A 14,661-nucleotide genomic window follows, 5' to 3' on the forward strand; every position below is an offset into this window, starting at 1 on the left:
GGGATCTCCTCGGTCTGGTGCACGGAAGGGCGCCGTGCCGGTCAGGGACGGCCGGGGTCGCGGCCCGGGAACGGTCCGCCGGAGAAGGGCTCTTCGGCGGGCCCGCGGGGCAGCCAGGACAGCTCCAGCGCGGAGCGGAGCATCGGCAGCACGGGCGTGCGAAGGCCGAGGGCGAGGTCCTCGTGGAGGCGGGTCCCCCCGTCCAGGAACCGCAGCAACCGCTCCGCCGGAACCCGTGCGAACAGCCGGGTGAAGAAGGCGGCGCCGTCGACCCGGCCGCTGTCCAGGGCCCTCAGCAGCACCGCGTCCATCGCGCGCGAGCGGGCCGGGTGGGCGGGGGGAGGCACCGGGGTGCGGCCCGCGCGCAGTGCGGCGGCGATCGCCCGTGTCTGCCGCTGGATCGCGGAGAACGTATAGCCCGTGGACGGCCGTGTGGCGCCCCCGGCCATGCCGATACGGAACACCGAAGGCCCCGACCTGCGGGCGAAGCGCGCGTCGGTCATGGGGATCACCCCGCTCTCCGTACCGACGACCTCGAAGCCGCGCAGCCCCAGCACCTCCTCGCTGTAGCGGCGCAGCGCGGTGTCGTAGGTGTCGCGCGGCAGGACCGCACCGGAGAACTCGGTGTACTCCACCAGCGCCCGGTCCCCGGCGGTGGGCAGGACGTAGCCGAAGGCGAGACCGCCGGTCGGCTGCGGTACCCGGAAGTCCATGAACTCCACCGTGCCGCTGTCGAACACCGGTTTCCCGGTGCGGACGAACCAGCCGTGGAAGTGCTGCAACAGGGTGGTACGGGCGGCGGGCAGGCTCCCGAGGGGCCGGGAGTCGAAGACCCAGCGGGCGCGGACGGTCAGGGGCGACCCCTCCCCGGAACGGGCGCGGACCACGGCCCCTCCGGCGACGTCGTCCACCGTCTCGACGGCCGCCTCCAGACGACGGACCTCGTCGCCGTCAGCCAGTTCGCGCGCGACGAGGGCCTCGAAGTCGTCCGAGCGGAGCATCTTGTAGGTCAGGGGCGCGATGTCCCGCTCGAGCTCCCGGCCCGCCGGGGTGCGCACGCGCAACCGCCCCCAGACGGCGCTGAGGGCCGCGTCGTACGGGCCGGGTCCCTTCTCCCAGAAGCACCAGGTGCGGCTCGGGGGACGCAGTGGGCCGGGGGGCGCGTCCAGCAGGATCACCGACAGGCGGGGGGCGCCGGGGGCGCGTCGTGACAGCCGGTGGGCGAGGGACAGGCCGGCCGCTCCCGCGCCCACGATGGCCACGTCGGCTTCCAGCACCTGCGGCTCCGTCCTTGTCGTTGCGGGCTTGGTGTCGATCCGGGCTCGATGTCGTGGCGGGTTCGGCGCCGTCCCGGGCTCGGTGGCGTTCCGGGTTCGTCGTGTGCTTCGGGGAAGTCTTCCGCGTCGGGGGCGGCCTCGGTGGCAGGCGCGACTTCCGTGTCACGCGGGGTGCTCCCGGATGCCTTCCTCTCGCAGACGATGGCCCAGGCGTAGCAGTCCGCGCCGCGCGTGGCTCTTGACGGTTCCCAACGGCCAGCCGGTGACCTCGGCGATCTGTGTCTGCGTCAGGTCGTCGTAGAAGGCGAGGGTGAGCACCAGGCGCTGCGGGGCCGGGATCCGGGTGAACTCGCGGCCGATCAGGACCCGGTCCAGTACGGCGTCGGGCAGCGCGTCGGGGTGCACGGGTGCCTCGGTCATGCGCGCTCCGGCCGCCGCCACGAGCTGGGCCCGCCGCGTCCGTGCCGTCAGGGCGTCGGCGATCTTGCGTCGGGTGATGCCGACGAGCCAGGCACCGAGCGGGCCGCGCTCGGGGGCGTATCCGGCGCGACCGCGCCACGCGGCGAGGAACACCGACTGCCTGACGTCCTCCGCCTCCCGGGCGTCGCCGAGGGAGCGCCGGGCCAGGGTGAGCACGAGCGGGCCCCAGCGGTGGTAGGCGGCGGTCAGGCTGCCCTCGTCCCCGGCGACGAAACCGGCGGCCAGGTCATCGCACGCCGGGAAGTCCTCCGTCGGAGTCCCGGGCGGGACGTGGTCGTGACGGTGCCTGGTGGCCTGCTGTGCAGTCATGGCGTCTGCTCCTTGTGCGGGCTGTGGTCCGTCGCGCCCCATGGGGTGACGGGCGTGTCGCGGGGCACCCGTGCCGTCGAGCCAGGTTCCCGGCGCCGGGCTCCCGCAACTCCTCCACCCTGCGAGGACGGGCCCGAGGGAGACAACTTGCATCGCCTGTGCAGCGCTTTGCCTCGCATCGCGTCGTGCCGCATCACAGCGCGCCGTCGCGCGCACGACGGCGCGCAGCGCGAACCGGCCGCACCTTTTCACTCCTCCGGCGCATCCGTGCGCGCCTCCGCCACGGAAGGCGTTGAAGCAGACACCGCTGTGCCGGCGACGGAAGGAACCCTGATGGGCCCCAGCGACGCGAAGGACCACCCTGCGGCAGCGTCACCGCCCGGATCTCCTGACGGGGTCCCGTCCGACGAGACGTCGTCCGGCGAGACGTCGTCCGGCGAGACCCTGTCCCAAGAGGTCCCGTCCGAGGAGGCCACGTCCGAGGAGGTCCCGTCGCACGCGCCGGCGGTCGCGTACGACCCGCACGCCGTCGACCGCGACGTCCCCGGGGCCGTGCGAAGCGTGCTGCGGGAACTGCTGGCGGAGCGCACCGAACGGGCCGCCGCGCTCGACCCGGTGTTCGCGGAGGACCTGGCCGAGCGCGTCGCGCGTTTCGCCCTGGACGGAGGCAAGCTCATGCGTCCGCGCTTCGTCTGGTGGGCCCTGCGCGCGTGCGGGGGAGGCGCCGCCGAGACGGAGGCCGCCCTGCGGATCGGCGCCGCGCTCGAACTGATCCAGACCTGCGCGCTGGTGCACGACGACGTCATGGACGGCTCCCGGCTGCGCCGCGGACGACCCGCCCTGCACGCGGACATCGCCGCGCAGTACGCCGACGTCACGGATCCGGCCCACGGCGCGCGCTTCGGCGAGGCCGCGGCGATCCTCGCCGGTGATCTGGCCCTGGCCTGGGCGGACGACATCGTGGCCGCCACCAGGACTGCGGCACCGGCCGCCGACCACGCCGTCCGCGAGCTGTGGAGCACCATGCGCACCGAGATGGTGGCCGGGCAGTACCTGGACATCCAGGGCCAGGCCACCGCGTCCAGGTCCCTGGCCCGCGCGATCCGCGCGGCCTGTCTGAAGAGCGCCCTGTACTCGGTGGAACGCCCCCTCGCCCTCGGGGCGGCGCTGGCGGGCGCGGACGCCGCACGGACCCGGGCGCTGTGCTCGGCGGGCCGGTGCGTCGGCATCGCCTTCCAGCTCCGGGACGACCTCGGCGACGTCTTCGGCGGCCCCCGGCACGCCGGCAAACCCACCGGCGGCGACATCCGGGCCGGCAAGCCCACCTATCTGGTCGCCGTGGCGCAGGCCCGGGCCGAGGCCGCCGACGACCGGCGCGCCCTCGCCCTGCTGCGGCGGTCCCTCGGCCGAGCCGATCTGTCCGAACACCGTCTCGCCGAGGTCCGTGACGTCCTGGTCCGCACCGGCGCGCGCGACATCGTCGAGGCGAAGATCGACCGTCTGGTCGCCCAGGGCCTGCGCCATCTGGAGTCCGCCCCGCTGGAGGCGGAGGGCCGACGGCACCTGCGGGAACTGCTGCACACCACGGCCGGCGACACACCGCCGCCGCCTGTCTCCCGCGCCCCGCACGGTGCCCCGGACGGCTTGCCGGTCCCGCTGCTGCTGGGCGCCGTCGACGGAGCCGCCCGATGACCAGGACCGTTCCCGGGCGCACCGATCACGTCGTGGTCGTCGGTGCCGGGCTCTCCGGCCTGGCGGCCACCCTGCACCTGCTCGGCGCCGGCCGCCGGGTCACTCTCGTCGAGCGCGACGCGCGGCCCGGCGGTCGCGCCGGACGCCTGGAGCGCGGCGGCTACCGCATCGACACCGGCCCCACCGTGCTGACCATGCCCGACCTCGCCGACGAGGCCTTCGCCGCCGTGGGCACGACCCTGCGCGAGCGCGTCGACCTCATCCCCCTGCACCCGGCCTACCGGGCCCTGTTCGCGGACGGCAGCGGCATCGACGTCCACACCGACGCCGACGCGATGGAGGCGGAGGTCGAACGCTTCGCGGGCGCCGAGGAGGCGGCGGGCTACCGGCGGCTGCGCGGCTGGCTGGAGCGGCTGTACCGGGCCCAGATGGGTCGCTTCATCGACACCAACTTCGACTCCCCGTTCCAACTGCTCACCCCGGACCTCGCACGACTCGCCGCGCTCGGCGGCTTCGGACGGCTGGACGCCGGAATCGGCCGCCATCTGCGCGACGAACGCCTGCGCCGGGTCTTCTCCTTCCAGGCGCTGTACGCGGGCGTCCCGCCGGCCCGGGCACTCGCCGCCTACGCCGTGATCGCCTACATGGACACCGTGGCCGGGGTGTACTTCCCCCGCGGCGGGATGCACGCCCTGCCGCGGGCCATGGCCGACGCCGCCGCCGAGGCGGGCGCCGACCTGCGGTTCGGGCAGGACGTCGTCCGGCTGGAACGTTCCGGCGAGCGCGTCACCGCCGTGGTCACCGCCCACGAGCGCATCCCGTGCGACGCCGTCGTCCTCACGCCCGACCTGCCCGTCGCCTACGCCCTCCTCGGCCGACCGCCCCGCCGGCCGCTGCGGATCAGACACGCGCCGTCGGCCGTCGTCCTGCACGCCGGGACCGACCGGACCTGGCCCGAACTCGCCCACCACACGCTGTCCTTCGGCACCGCGTGGCGCCGCACCTTCGACGAACTCACCCGCACCGGCAGCCTGATGAGCGACCCCTCCCTGCTGATCACCCGCCCCACCGCCACCGACCCGACGCTCGCCCCGCCCGGCCACCATCTGCACTACATCCTCGCGCCCTGCCCCAACACCGACATCGGACCCGACGCCGCCGCGTGGGGCGAGCTGGCCCCCCGCTACCGCGACAGCGTCCTGCGGGAGCTGGAACGACGCGGCCTCGACGGCATCGCCGACGCCGTCGAGGAGCAGGCCCTCGTCACCCCGGCCGACTGGCACGCCCAGGGGCACGCGGCGGGCAGTCCCTTCTCGGCCGCCCACACCTTCGCGCAGACCGGCCCGTTCCGGCCGCGCAACCTCGTCCGGGGTACCGCCAACGCCGTACTCGCCGGCTGCGGCACCACTCCCGGCGTCGGCGTGCCGACCGTCCTGCTGTCCGGCAAGCTCGCCGCCGCCCGGATCACCGGCCGGCACGCGACCCCCGTCCCCAGGCGTCGGCGCACCGCGCCGGCCGCACCGGAAGGAACCCCCTCATGACCGCCCGCGAACTCGACGCGGCGGGCATCACCGAGCCGGTGCTGCGCGACGCCTACACGCACTGCCGCCGCCTCAACGCCCGCCACGGCAGGACCTACTTCCTCGCCACCCGGCTGCTGCCCGTGGAACGCCGCCCGGCCGTGCACGCGCTCTACGGCTTCGCCCGCTGGGCCGACGACATCGTCGACTCCCTGGACACCGGCGCGCCGGCGCACCGCCGCGCGGCGGACCTCGCGCTCCTCCACGAGCGCCTGGAACGCGGCCTGCGCGACACCCACACCCACACCCACGGTGGCGTTGGCGAGCCGGTCGTCCTCGCGCTCGCCGACACGGCCCGCCGGTACGCCATCGACCACCGGCACTTCAGCGACTTCATGGCGTCCATGCGCAGCGACCTGGAGGTCACCGGCTACCCGACCTACGACGACCTGCGCACCTACACGCACGGCTCCGCCGCCGTGATCGGGCTGCAGATGCTGCCCATCCTCGGCACGGTGGTCCCGCGCGAGGAGGCCGCCCCGCACGCCGCCGCCCTCGGGCTGGCCTTCCAACTCACCAACTTCCTCCGGGACGTCGGCGAGGACCTGGACCGAGGCCGCGTCTATCTGCCCGCCGACCTGCTGAGCGCACACGGAGTGGACCGGGGGCTGCTCTCGTGGAGCCGCCGCACCGGCCACCGCGACCGGCGGATCACCGAGGCACTGCGGGCCTTCGAGGACCTCACCCGTGGCGTCTACCGCGAGGCCGCCCCGGGCCTCGCCATGCTCGACCCCGTCGCACGCCCCTGCATCCGCACCGCGTTCGTGCTGTACGGGGGCATCCTGGACGCCGTCGCCCGCGACGGGTACGCCGTGCTGCACCGCCGCGCCGTGGTGCCCCGGCGGCGCCGCGCCGCGGTGGCGGTCGACGGGCTCGTACGCCTGACTGCGGCACGGACGTCGACACGGAGGGTGGGGGCACGGACGTCGGCGCCGGACGCACCGCCTGCCGCCGGACACGAACTGACCGCAGTCGGACGCGAACCGGCCGCCGTCACCGCCCCGTCCGGGCCGCTCCAGGAGGAGGTCGCGTGAACCCCCGACGCCCCGTCCGCCGCCGACGGTACCCCCTGACCCTGCACCGCGACCCGGTGCCCTGGGAACGACAGCGGCCCACCTGGCGCGAGGCGCGCCCGGCCTTGATCGCCGACGCCCTCAAACGCGCGCAGGCCCGCCCGTCGGGCAACTGGTACGTCGTCGGCGCCACCCGGGACATCCGGGACGACCGCCCGCTGGCCAGGACGATCGCCGGCCGGGAAGTCGTCGTCTGGCGGGCCGCCGACGGCCGTCTGGTCGCCGGGCCCGGCGTCTGCCCGCATCTGGGCGCGCCGCTGAAGGACAGTCCGGTGCGCTGCGGCACCCTCCTCTGCCACTGGCACGGACTCGCCCTGTCCGGCGGCCCGTTCGCGGGATGGGAGCCGCTGCCCGCGTACGACGACGGTGTGCTGGTGTGGGTGCGTCTGGACGACGTGGGCGGCGAGTCGCCCCTCGAAGCCCCCGTGGTGCCGGTGCGGCCGGCCCGTGCGGAGTCGCTGTCGGCGGTCTACGTCGGCGTCGGTGTCTGCGAGCCGGAGGACGTGGTCGCCAACCGGCTGGATCCGTGGCACGGCGCCTGGTTCCACCCGTACTCCTTCGTCGGCCTGACCGTCGTCGACGTGCCCGCCGCGCAGGAGGACGGCTTCACGGTCGACGTGTCCTTCAGGCTCACCGGGCGGCTCGTCGTGCCGGTGCGGGCGGTGTTCACCGCGCCCGAGCCGCGCACGGTCGTCATGCGCATCACCGAGGGCGAGGGAGAGGGCTCGGTGGTGGAGACCCATGCGACCCCGCTCGCGCCCGACGACCGGGGCAGGCCCCGGACAGCGGTGGTGGAGGCCGTCGTGGCCGCGTCGGACCGGCCCGGTTTCGCCCTGGCCCGCAGGGCGGCGCCGCTCCTGCGACCGCTCGTACGGGCTGCCGCGGGCCGCCTGTGGCGCGACGACCTCGCGTACGCGGAGCGGCGCTGGCACCTCCGCTCGACCGGCCGCTTCCCGGGGTGAGCCGGCGGGGCCTACGCAGGGAGTGACAAGGGAGCGGAAGGAGAAAGGAACCATGTCGGACCGGCCCACGGCGGAGCCGGCCCCGGAGCTGCCCCGCCACGGGGTGACCACGGGCTTCCTCGCGCGCAGGCTGGGGGTGTCACCGACGACGCTGCGTTCCTGGGACCGCCGCTACGGCCTGGGACCCGCCGTACGGGCCGAAGGCCGTCAGCGGCGCTGGTCGCCCGACGACGTGGCGATGCTGCAGGAGATGTGCCGGCTGACGGCTGCGGGAGTGCCACCGGCGGAGGCCGCCCGCGCCGCCCTCGAGCGGGCACGAGGAAAGGCCGCCGAGGCGTCCGTCGTGCCCCCGGGCGCGCGTCCCGGTGCCGTCGACACGGCCGCGCTCCCTGCCCCGCCCCTCCGGGCACCGCGCGGTCACCACCCGGCCTCCGCCCTGCCCCTGGGCGACGTACGCCAGGAATGCCGCGGTCTGGCCCGTGCCGCCGTCCGGCTCGACGCGGTGGCCGTGCAGGAACAACTGTCGGCGGTGGTGCGCGACCACGGGCTCGTCGTCGCGTGGGAAGAGGTGATGGTGCCCACCCTGCGGGCGGTCGGCCGCAAGTGGGAGTCCTCCGGCGACCGCTACGTGGAGGTGGAGCACCTGTTGTCCTGGCACATCTCCACCACGCTGCGCCACGCGCACCTTTCGGCGCCACGGCCGGCGGGGGAGGCCGCGCCCGTGCTGCTGGCCTGTCTGCCCGACGAGCACCACACGCTGCCGCTGGAGGCGCTCGGCGCCGCACTGGCGGAGCGGCACGTGCCGGTGCTGATGCTCGGCGGAGCGGTCCCCGCCGAAGCGCTGGACGGTGCCGTACGACGCGTCGCCCCGGCCGCGGTCGCCCTGTGGGCCCAGTCGCGGTCGACCGTCGGCCTGCCGCTGGCCCAGCACATCGCCGCGGCCCGCTGGGGGATCCGCGGCGCGCGCAGACACAGCCCCGTCCTGCTGTGCGGGCCCGGGTGGGGCCGCCGCACCCCCGAGGAACTGCTGCGGCCGTCCGGACTGCGCGACGCGGTCACCACACTCGTCCCCCTCTCCGCCGCGACACGACCGTGACGGGGGCGGCCGAGAGCGCAGGGGAGGCGGACAGCCCGGAGGCCGAGCCTCAGTGACCGGGCTCGTCGCGGCGGCAGTACAGGAAGAGGTGGGGCTCGGGTCCGGCGTCCGGATGGTCCGGGGTGAAGACGGCGCTGTGCCGGGACAGGACCGTCAGCCCCGCCGCCTCCACCATCCCGACGACACCCTCCTCGGCGAAGCTGGTCGCGCGGACCGGCCGGCCCATGAAGACCACCTCGACGTCCTCCGCGTCCACGGGCACGGTGGACAGCACCAGATGCCCACCCGGCCTGAGGGCGAGGGCGAGGCGCCGCGTCAGCGCCGACTGCTCGGCACGGGGCATCTGCAGCAGCGAGAAGAACACGCACACGCCGTCGAACGACTCGGCGTCGAGGGGGAGATCGCGGATGTCGCCGCAGCGGAACTCGGCCTCGGGGACCTGGCGGGCGGCGAGTTCGACCATGACGGGGGAGATGTCGACGCCCAGCACCCGGTGGCCCGCCTCGACCAGCGCGGCCGCCGTCGGCCGCCCCGTACCGCTGCCCACGTCCAGCGTCCGCGCGGCCGGCGGCAGCCGTTCGACAAGCCATTCCAGGGCCGACAGATGGGCGGGAGCGTGGGCGAACGCCTTCTCGTAGACGGGGCCCAGCGCGTCGAACAGCACGGCGGCGGGCGGCCGTCGGTCCTCGTGCCTCACGTCGACGTCCCTTCGTTCACCGGCCCGTATCGTCGCACCCACCGCACACCGGCCACAACGGGCTCCCGGTGCGCGTGCGTCCCGACGTGCCGGGCGGGGGAGAATGGGCACCGTACTCAACGGTCGACCTTTGCGGAGGAGCGGGGACATGCAGAACGCGCGAGCGGGCCAGGTCGCCGGGCACGAGGACCTCGTCGACGTGGCCCGTCTGGTCACGGCGTACTACGCCCTGCGTCCGGACCCGGCCGACCCCGGGCAGCGGGTGGCCTTCGGCACCTCGGGACATCGCGGCTCGTCCCTCGCGACGGCGTTCAACGACGACCACATCGCGGCCACCAGCCAGGCGATCTGCGAGTACCGCGCCGCCCAGGGCACCGACGGGCCCCTCTTCCTCGGCGCCGACACGCACGCCCTGTCCGAGCCCGCGCGGGTCACGGCCCTCGAGGTGTTCGCCGCCAACGACGTGACCGTCCTCATCGACCAGGCCGACGGCTACACGCCCACTCCGGCGGTCTCGCACGCCATCCTCACCCACAACCGCGGCCGCGCGTCCGGTCTCGCCGACGGCGTGGTGGTCACCCCCTCGCACAACCCGCCCGCCGACGGCGGCTTCAAGTACAACCCGCCGAGCGGCGGACCGGCCGGTTCCGAGGCGACCTCCTGGATCCAGGACCGGGCCAACGACATCATCGCGAGCGGCCTCAAGGACGTACGGCGCATCCCGTACGCCCGTGCCCTGGCCGCTCCCGGCACCGGCCGCCACGACTTCCTCGGGGCCTACGTGGCGGACCTGCCGAGCGTGCTGGACCTGGACGCGATCCGGGCCGCCGGCGTACGGATCGGCGCCGACCCGCTCGGCGGCGCCTCGGTCGCCTACTGGGGCCGCATCGCCGAACAGCACCGGCTCGACCTCACGGTGGTGAACCCGCTCACCGACCCCACCTGGCGTTTCATGACGCTCGACTGGGACGGCAAGATCCGCATGGACTGCTCCTCGCCGTACGCCATGGCCTCGCTCATCGAACGGCGCGAGCAGTTCGACATCGCGACCGGCAACGACGCCGACGCCGACCGGCACGGCATCGTCACACCGGACGGCGGCCTGATGAACCCCAACCACTATCTGGCCGTGGCGATCTCGTACCTCTTCTCGCACCGGGAGCGGTGGCCCGCGACCGCCGGGATCGGCAAGACCCTGGTGTCGTCCAGCATGATCGACCGGGTCGCCGCGGACGTCGGCCGGCAGTTGGTCGAAGTCCCGGTCGGCTTCAAGTGGTTCGTGGACGGACTGTCCGACGGCACGCTCGGCTTCGGTGGTGAGGAGTCGGCCGGCGCGTCCTTCCTACGCCGTGACGGCTCGGTGTGGACCACCGACAAGGACGGCATCATCCTGGCGCTCCTCGCCTCCGAGATCACGGCGGTCACCGGCAGGACGCCCTCGCAGCACTACACCGCGCTCACGGACCGCTTCGGCGCCCCCGCCTACGCGCGCGTCGACGCCCCGGCGTCGCGCGAGGAGAAGGCGCTGCTCGCCAAGTTGTCCCCGCGCCAGGTCACGGCCGACACCCTCGCCGGTGATCCGGTGACCTCGGTCCTCACCGAGGCCCCCGGCAATGGCGCCGCCCTCGGCGGCATCAAGGTCGCCACCGCCAACGCCTGGTTCGCGGCCCGCCCTTCGGGCACCGAGGACGTCTACAAGATCTACGGGGAGTCCTTCCTCGGCCCCGACCACCTGCGCCAGGTCCAGGACGAGGCCCGGTCGGTGGTGCTCACGGCCCTGGGCAGCTGACCTCCGGGGGCGCTCCCCGCGTCGCCTCGCGGTGAGCGCCCCGCTGACACCACGCCGTCGGCCAGATCGCGCAGGGCGTCACAGGGATGAGCGGCCTCTGTATCCCGTCCACCCTGCCCCGAGGCTCTACTTCCGCATCTCCTGTTCCTTCCACTGCGGGCAACGACCCACCAATTCACGCCCAACTCCCGTGCCAGCGGCCTTAGTTGACCGGCTGGTTCACGGCGTTCCGGTCTGTGCCGACGCCCCGTTGACAGGTGTCGGCCGGGGCCGAGGACATCAGCGGCCCCTGCGCGGTCCCTCAGGCAAGCGGGAATCCGGACCGGCCGAATAAGAGGGTTACCCCGAGCGAAGTCCAGTGCGGCTGATCCGGTGCTGTTTGGCATGTCCCCGACCCCCCTAGGTTCGCTGTGCTCCGCACAACGATCGGTCATGCCGTCAGACGTACGCACTCCACCGACAGTCGAAGGAGAAACTTCGTGCGCAGTCTCAGACACGCGATACTCCCGCTGGCCGCGGCCACCGTCCTCGCGCTGATAGGCGCGGCGACGACCGCCGAGGCCGCACCCGCCCCGGCGCAGACGCGAACCCAGACCGAGCGCGCCACCGCTGATCCAACCGCCGGGGGCGGTGCGTCCACTGCCGGCCGGACCGCACGTCTGTCCAGCGGTGCCCCGGTCGACTCGGCCCAGGACATCGCCGCGCTGGAGCGCTACTGGACGCCGGAGCGGATGGCGAACGCCGTCTCGCTCGACAAGCGGCCCGCCGCGCCGCGGCCCGGCGCCACCGAGAAGGCCGGCCCCACCGGGAAACCCGGCACGACCCCGTCCGCCCCCGCCCGTTCCGACGTCAGGGCCCCGCGCATCAACGAATCCGCCGCGGTGGGCAAGGTGTTCTTCACCAACCCCAGCAACGGCGGCACCTACGCGTGTTCGGCGAGCGCCCTCAACAGCGACTCGAAACAGATGGTCGTCACCGCCGGGCACTGTGTCCACGGCGGCAGCGGCGGTACGTGGATGACGAACTGGGTCTATGTGCCGCGTTACCGCTCCGGCGTCCGGCCCTTCGGCACCTTCGCCGCCAAGCAGATGCGCACGTTCAACGCCTAGATCAACAGCAGCGACCTCAGGCGGGACGTCGCCATGGTGACCACCTGGCCCCTCAACGGCAACAAGATCGTCAATGTCACCGGCGGTCACGGGATGAGCTGGAACTTCTCGCGCACACAACCCGTCACCATTCTCGGCTACCCGGGGAACTTCGACAGCGGGGAGATCCAGTGGGCGTGCACGGGAACGACCCGCGCGGCCAGTGACAACGGCATCGAGCTCCAGTGCAACTTCGGCGGCGGCTCCAGCGGCGGGCCGTGGCTGCGGGAGTTCAACGACTCCAACGGTCTCGGATCCGTCAACGGCGTGATGAGCACTGTCACCTCGACCGGCTGGAACGAGGCCGCCTACTTCGACGACGCGGTCAAGGCGATGTACGACGCCCAGGGCGGCGTCACCTGAGCGGCGTGAGCCGCTGGGCCGCGGCCGCCGCAGTGGTCGGGGCCGTCGTGGTGGCGGTGACAGCATGGCGCGCCGCGGCCACCGCCCCGGACCCCGGGTCCCAGCCCGACTCGGCCACCACGACCCACGAGACAGGGCAGGACCCGGATCAGGCCCGGGAGTACTGGACGCCCGAGCGGATGAGGGAAGCCGACGACGCGCCCATGCCGAAGCGCGACTGACGGCGGGCGGATCGGCCGGATTGGTTGCACGGGTCGGATAGATCGTGAGCAGGGCACCCAGGGCGTGGGGGCGGGGGACACCCCGCCCCCACGCCCCTGAGCGCTGTCTCAGCCCGCCGCCGGGTACACGCGGGTCACCTTGCCGTCGGGGTCGGCCTCCAGGTAACCGGACTGGTTGTACTCGTCGCTCAGGTAGACGGCCATTCCGGCCGGGGTGTCGAAGATGTCGTTGGGCTGTCTCACCAGCAGGTAACGGTTTTCCGGGTCGGGGACGTTGAGCTTCTTCTCCGCCTGCTTCAGGAGAGCGGGGACCTTGTCCCAGTCGAAGTCGTCGAGGCTGACGGGCTGTTCGCCACCGGCCAGTGTGCCCTTGATGATGCCCTTCTCCACGCCCCGCCCCGGGCGGTAGGTGTAGGTGTCGTACTTCGTGTCACTGTCGTCGACCATGAGCTGGGCCGACACGTAGTCCGGGTAGACCGAGAAGTCCCCGTACCGGTCGCGGCCGGTCTCCTCCTCGAACGCCTTGATCGCCGTACGGATGCCGTCCGGAGTCAGCATGCCGCCGGCCTCCACGTCCTTCGGCTGCCGCGTCTCCTCGTCGGCGTCGGTCGGTGACGCGCCGCCGGTCGGTGAGGCGGTCGACTTCGACTTCGACTTCGACTCCGAGGCCGAGGTCGAGGTGGTCGGCGAGACACCCGCGTTCGTGGCGCGGCCGTCGTCCAGGGGCAGCAGCCACCACAGCAGGACCAGGGCACCGGCGAGCGACACCCCCGACACGCTCCACAGGACGGCGAGACGCGGCCCGCGCCGACGCCGTGCCCCGCTCCCGGGGTGCACGGGCGTGGTCGTCGGCTGGTACGGAGACGCCCCCGGCAGGGACTGGACCAGCGGCGAGTCGACGGGCGGGGACTGGAAGGGCGCTGAATGGAGGGGCGGGGGCTGGAAGGGCGGGGGCTGAAGCGGTGTCTTCTGGACCGACGGCGACGGGACGGGCGGCGGCGGGCCGAACCCGGCGGCGGTGACACGCGTCGTACCGGCAGTGCCCGGGCCGGCCCCGGTGGCGGGCGTCGGCGGACGCAGCGCGTACGACGTGGGCTCGTCCCGCACGGCCGCGGTCGTCGGCCCCGCTTCGACCTCGGCGAGTCGCCGGTCCAGTACCTCCGCCGACGGCCGTGCCGCCGGATCCCGTACGAGCACGCTCATCAGGACGTCGCCCAGGGCACCGGCACGCTGCGGAGGCGCCACGTCGTCGTTGAGGACCGCGGCGAGGGTGGCCAGCGTGGAGCCCCGGCGCAGCGGGTGGTGGCCTTCCACGGCGGCGTACAGCATCATCGCCAGCGACCACAGGTCGGAGGCGGACCCGCCCTCCTGCCCGGATATGCGCTCCGGTGCCATGAAGTCGGGTGTCCCGATGACGGAGCCGGTGGCGGTGAGGCCGCTCGTCTCGCGGATGGCCGCGATACCGAAGTCGGTGAGGACGGGACGCCCGTCGGGACGCATCAGCACGTTGGCCGGCTTCACGTCCCGGTGCTGGATACCGGCGTCGTGCGCGGCGGTCAGCGCGCCCAGCACCTGTCGCCCGATCCGTGCCGCCTCGGCCGGCGGCATCGGCCCCTCGGCCAGCCGGTCGGCCAGCGAGCCACCGCTGACCAGCTCCATCACGATCCACGGGTAGGTGCCGTCGCCGCCGTCGACGATGTGGTGGATGGTGACCACGTTCGGATGGTCGATACGCGCCAGTGCCCTGGCCTCGCGCAGTACCCGCTCCCGCAGGGTCCGCGCCCCGTCGGGGTCGTACTCGGCGAGGTCCCGGTCGGGCGGGCGGACCTCCTTGACGGCCACGAGCCTGTGCAGCACCAGGTCCCTGGCCCGCCAGACGGTCCCCATCCCACCCCCGCCGAGGCGGGTCTCCAACTCGAAGCGCCCGTCGACGACTCGTCTCACGGGGCCTCTGTCGTCCTCGTTCATGGGCGG

At 73.8% G+C, this 14,661-nt stretch carries 13 protein-coding genes; 9 read left to right on the plus strand and 4 right to left on the minus strand.

Translation table 11 applies throughout. From position 1 onward, the window contains the following. Positions 1-41: 41 nt before the first annotated feature. Positions 42-1,277 carry a lycopene cyclase family protein gene (locus tag L3078_RS42660; RefSeq protein WP_239759668.1) on the minus strand — a complete coding sequence of 412 codons (1,236 nt, stop codon included), beginning with the start codon at positions 1,275-1,277 and terminating at the stop codon, positions 42-44. A 162-nt stretch (positions 1,278-1,439) separates the two neighbouring features. Further along, entirely contained in the window at positions 1,440-2,066 is a 627-nt protein-coding gene (locus tag L3078_RS42665) for an RNA polymerase sigma factor (protein WP_239759669.1), read from the minus strand. 333 nt (positions 2,067-2,399) lie between these two features. On the opposite strand from L3078_RS42665, the gene L3078_RS42670 reads away from it, so the two are divergent. From L3078_RS42670 to L3078_RS42690, 5 genes are read left to right on the plus strand one after another with little or no spacing between them, the layout of a single operon-like run. After that, entirely contained in the window at positions 2,400-3,758 is a 1,359-nt protein-coding gene (locus L3078_RS42670) for a polyprenyl synthetase family protein (RefSeq protein ID WP_239759670.1), read from the plus strand. After that, the gene (crtI, locus tag L3078_RS42675) at positions 3,755-5,299 is read left to right on the plus strand and encodes a phytoene desaturase family protein (protein ID WP_239759671.1); all 1,545 of its coding nucleotides are present in this window, start codon (positions 3,755-3,757) and stop codon (positions 5,297-5,299) included. The genes L3078_RS42670 and crtI overlap by 4 nt, the downstream gene beginning before the upstream one ends. Beyond that, a complete protein-coding gene (locus L3078_RS42680; protein ID WP_239759672.1) occupies positions 5,296-6,372 on the plus strand; it encodes a phytoene/squalene synthase family protein in 1,077 nt (358 codons plus the stop codon). The genes crtI and L3078_RS42680 overlap by 4 nt, the downstream gene beginning before the upstream one ends. Next, positions 6,369-7,373 (plus strand): Rieske (2Fe-2S) protein, encoded by a 1,005-nt coding sequence (locus tag L3078_RS42685; protein ID WP_239759673.1) that lies wholly within the window; start codon positions 6,369-6,371, stop codon positions 7,371-7,373. The genes L3078_RS42680 and L3078_RS42685 overlap by 4 nt, the downstream gene beginning before the upstream one ends. A gap of 52 nt (positions 7,374-7,425) precedes the next feature. Beyond that, entirely contained in the window at positions 7,426-8,469 is a 1,044-nt protein-coding gene (locus L3078_RS42690) for a MerR family transcriptional regulator (RefSeq protein ID WP_239759674.1), read from the plus strand. A 49-nt stretch (positions 8,470-8,518) separates the two neighbouring features. On the opposite strand, the gene L3078_RS42695 is transcribed toward L3078_RS42690, so the two are convergent. After that, a complete protein-coding gene (locus tag L3078_RS42695; protein WP_239759675.1) occupies positions 8,519-9,166 on the minus strand; it encodes a class I SAM-dependent methyltransferase in 648 nt (215 codons plus the stop codon). 148 nt (positions 9,167-9,314) lie between these two features. On the opposite strand from L3078_RS42695, the gene pgm reads away from it, so the two are divergent. The 4 genes from pgm to L3078_RS42715 all read left to right on the plus strand — a co-directional run bounded on the left by pgm (position 9,315) and on the right by L3078_RS42715 (position 12,687). Further along, entirely contained in the window at positions 9,315-10,955 is a 1,641-nt protein-coding gene (gene pgm / locus L3078_RS42700; RefSeq protein WP_239759676.1) for a phosphoglucomutase (alpha-D-glucose-1,6-bisphosphate-dependent), read from the plus strand. A gap of 479 nt (positions 10,956-11,434) precedes the next feature. Then, positions 11,435-12,064, plus strand: coding sequence for a trypsin-like serine peptidase (locus L3078_RS42705; protein WP_239759677.1), 630 nt, complete (start codon positions 11,435-11,437; stop codon positions 12,062-12,064). A 33-nt stretch (positions 12,065-12,097) separates the two neighbouring features. Then, positions 12,098-12,466: a trypsin-like serine peptidase gene (locus L3078_RS42710; RefSeq protein ID WP_239759678.1), complete on the plus strand. Its 369-nt coding sequence runs from the start codon at positions 12,098-12,100 to the stop codon at positions 12,464-12,466. Positions 12,467-12,471: 5 nt separating this feature from the next. Beyond that, entirely contained in the window at positions 12,472-12,687 is a 216-nt protein-coding gene (locus L3078_RS42715) for a hypothetical protein (protein ID WP_239759679.1), read from the plus strand. Positions 12,688-12,795: 108 nt separating this feature from the next. Here the strand turns inward: L3078_RS42715 and L3078_RS42720 are convergent, their stop codons facing one another. Next, entirely contained in the window at positions 12,796-14,655 is a 1,860-nt protein-coding gene (locus L3078_RS42720) for a serine/threonine-protein kinase (protein ID WP_239759680.1), read from the minus strand. Between the last annotated feature and the right edge of the window lie 6 nt (positions 14,656-14,661).

Source organism: Streptomyces deccanensis, assembly GCF_022385335.1.
Lineage (GTDB): Bacteria > Actinomycetota > Actinomycetes > Streptomycetales > Streptomycetaceae > Streptomyces > Streptomyces deccanensis.

Bases quoted from the DNA above. Each gene is read 5' to 3' on its own strand.
- L3078_RS42665 (WP_239759669.1), bottom strand. From the start codon at position 2,066: ATGACTGCACAGCAGGCCACCAGGCACCGTCACGACCACGTCCCGCCC.
- L3078_RS42670 (WP_239759670.1), top strand. From the start codon at position 2,400: ATGGGCCCCAGCGACGCGAAGGACCACCCTGCGGCAGCGTCACCGCCC.
- crtI (WP_239759671.1), top strand. From the start codon at position 3,755: ATGACCAGGACCGTTCCCGGGCGCACCGATCACGTCGTGGTCGTCGGT.
- L3078_RS42680 (WP_239759672.1), top strand. From the start codon at position 5,296: ATGACCGCCCGCGAACTCGACGCGGCGGGCATCACCGAGCCGGTGCTG.
- L3078_RS42690 (WP_239759674.1), top strand. From the start codon at position 7,426: ATGTCGGACCGGCCCACGGCGGAGCCGGCCCCGGAGCTGCCCCGCCAC.
- pgm (WP_239759676.1), top strand. From the start codon at position 9,315: ATGCAGAACGCGCGAGCGGGCCAGGTCGCCGGGCACGAGGACCTCGTC.
- L3078_RS42710 (WP_239759678.1), top strand. From the start codon at position 12,098: ATGGTGACCACCTGGCCCCTCAACGGCAACAAGATCGTCAATGTCACC.
- L3078_RS42720 (WP_239759680.1), bottom strand. From the start codon at position 14,655: ATGAACGAGGACGACAGAGGCCCCGTGAGACGAGTCGTCGACGGGCGC.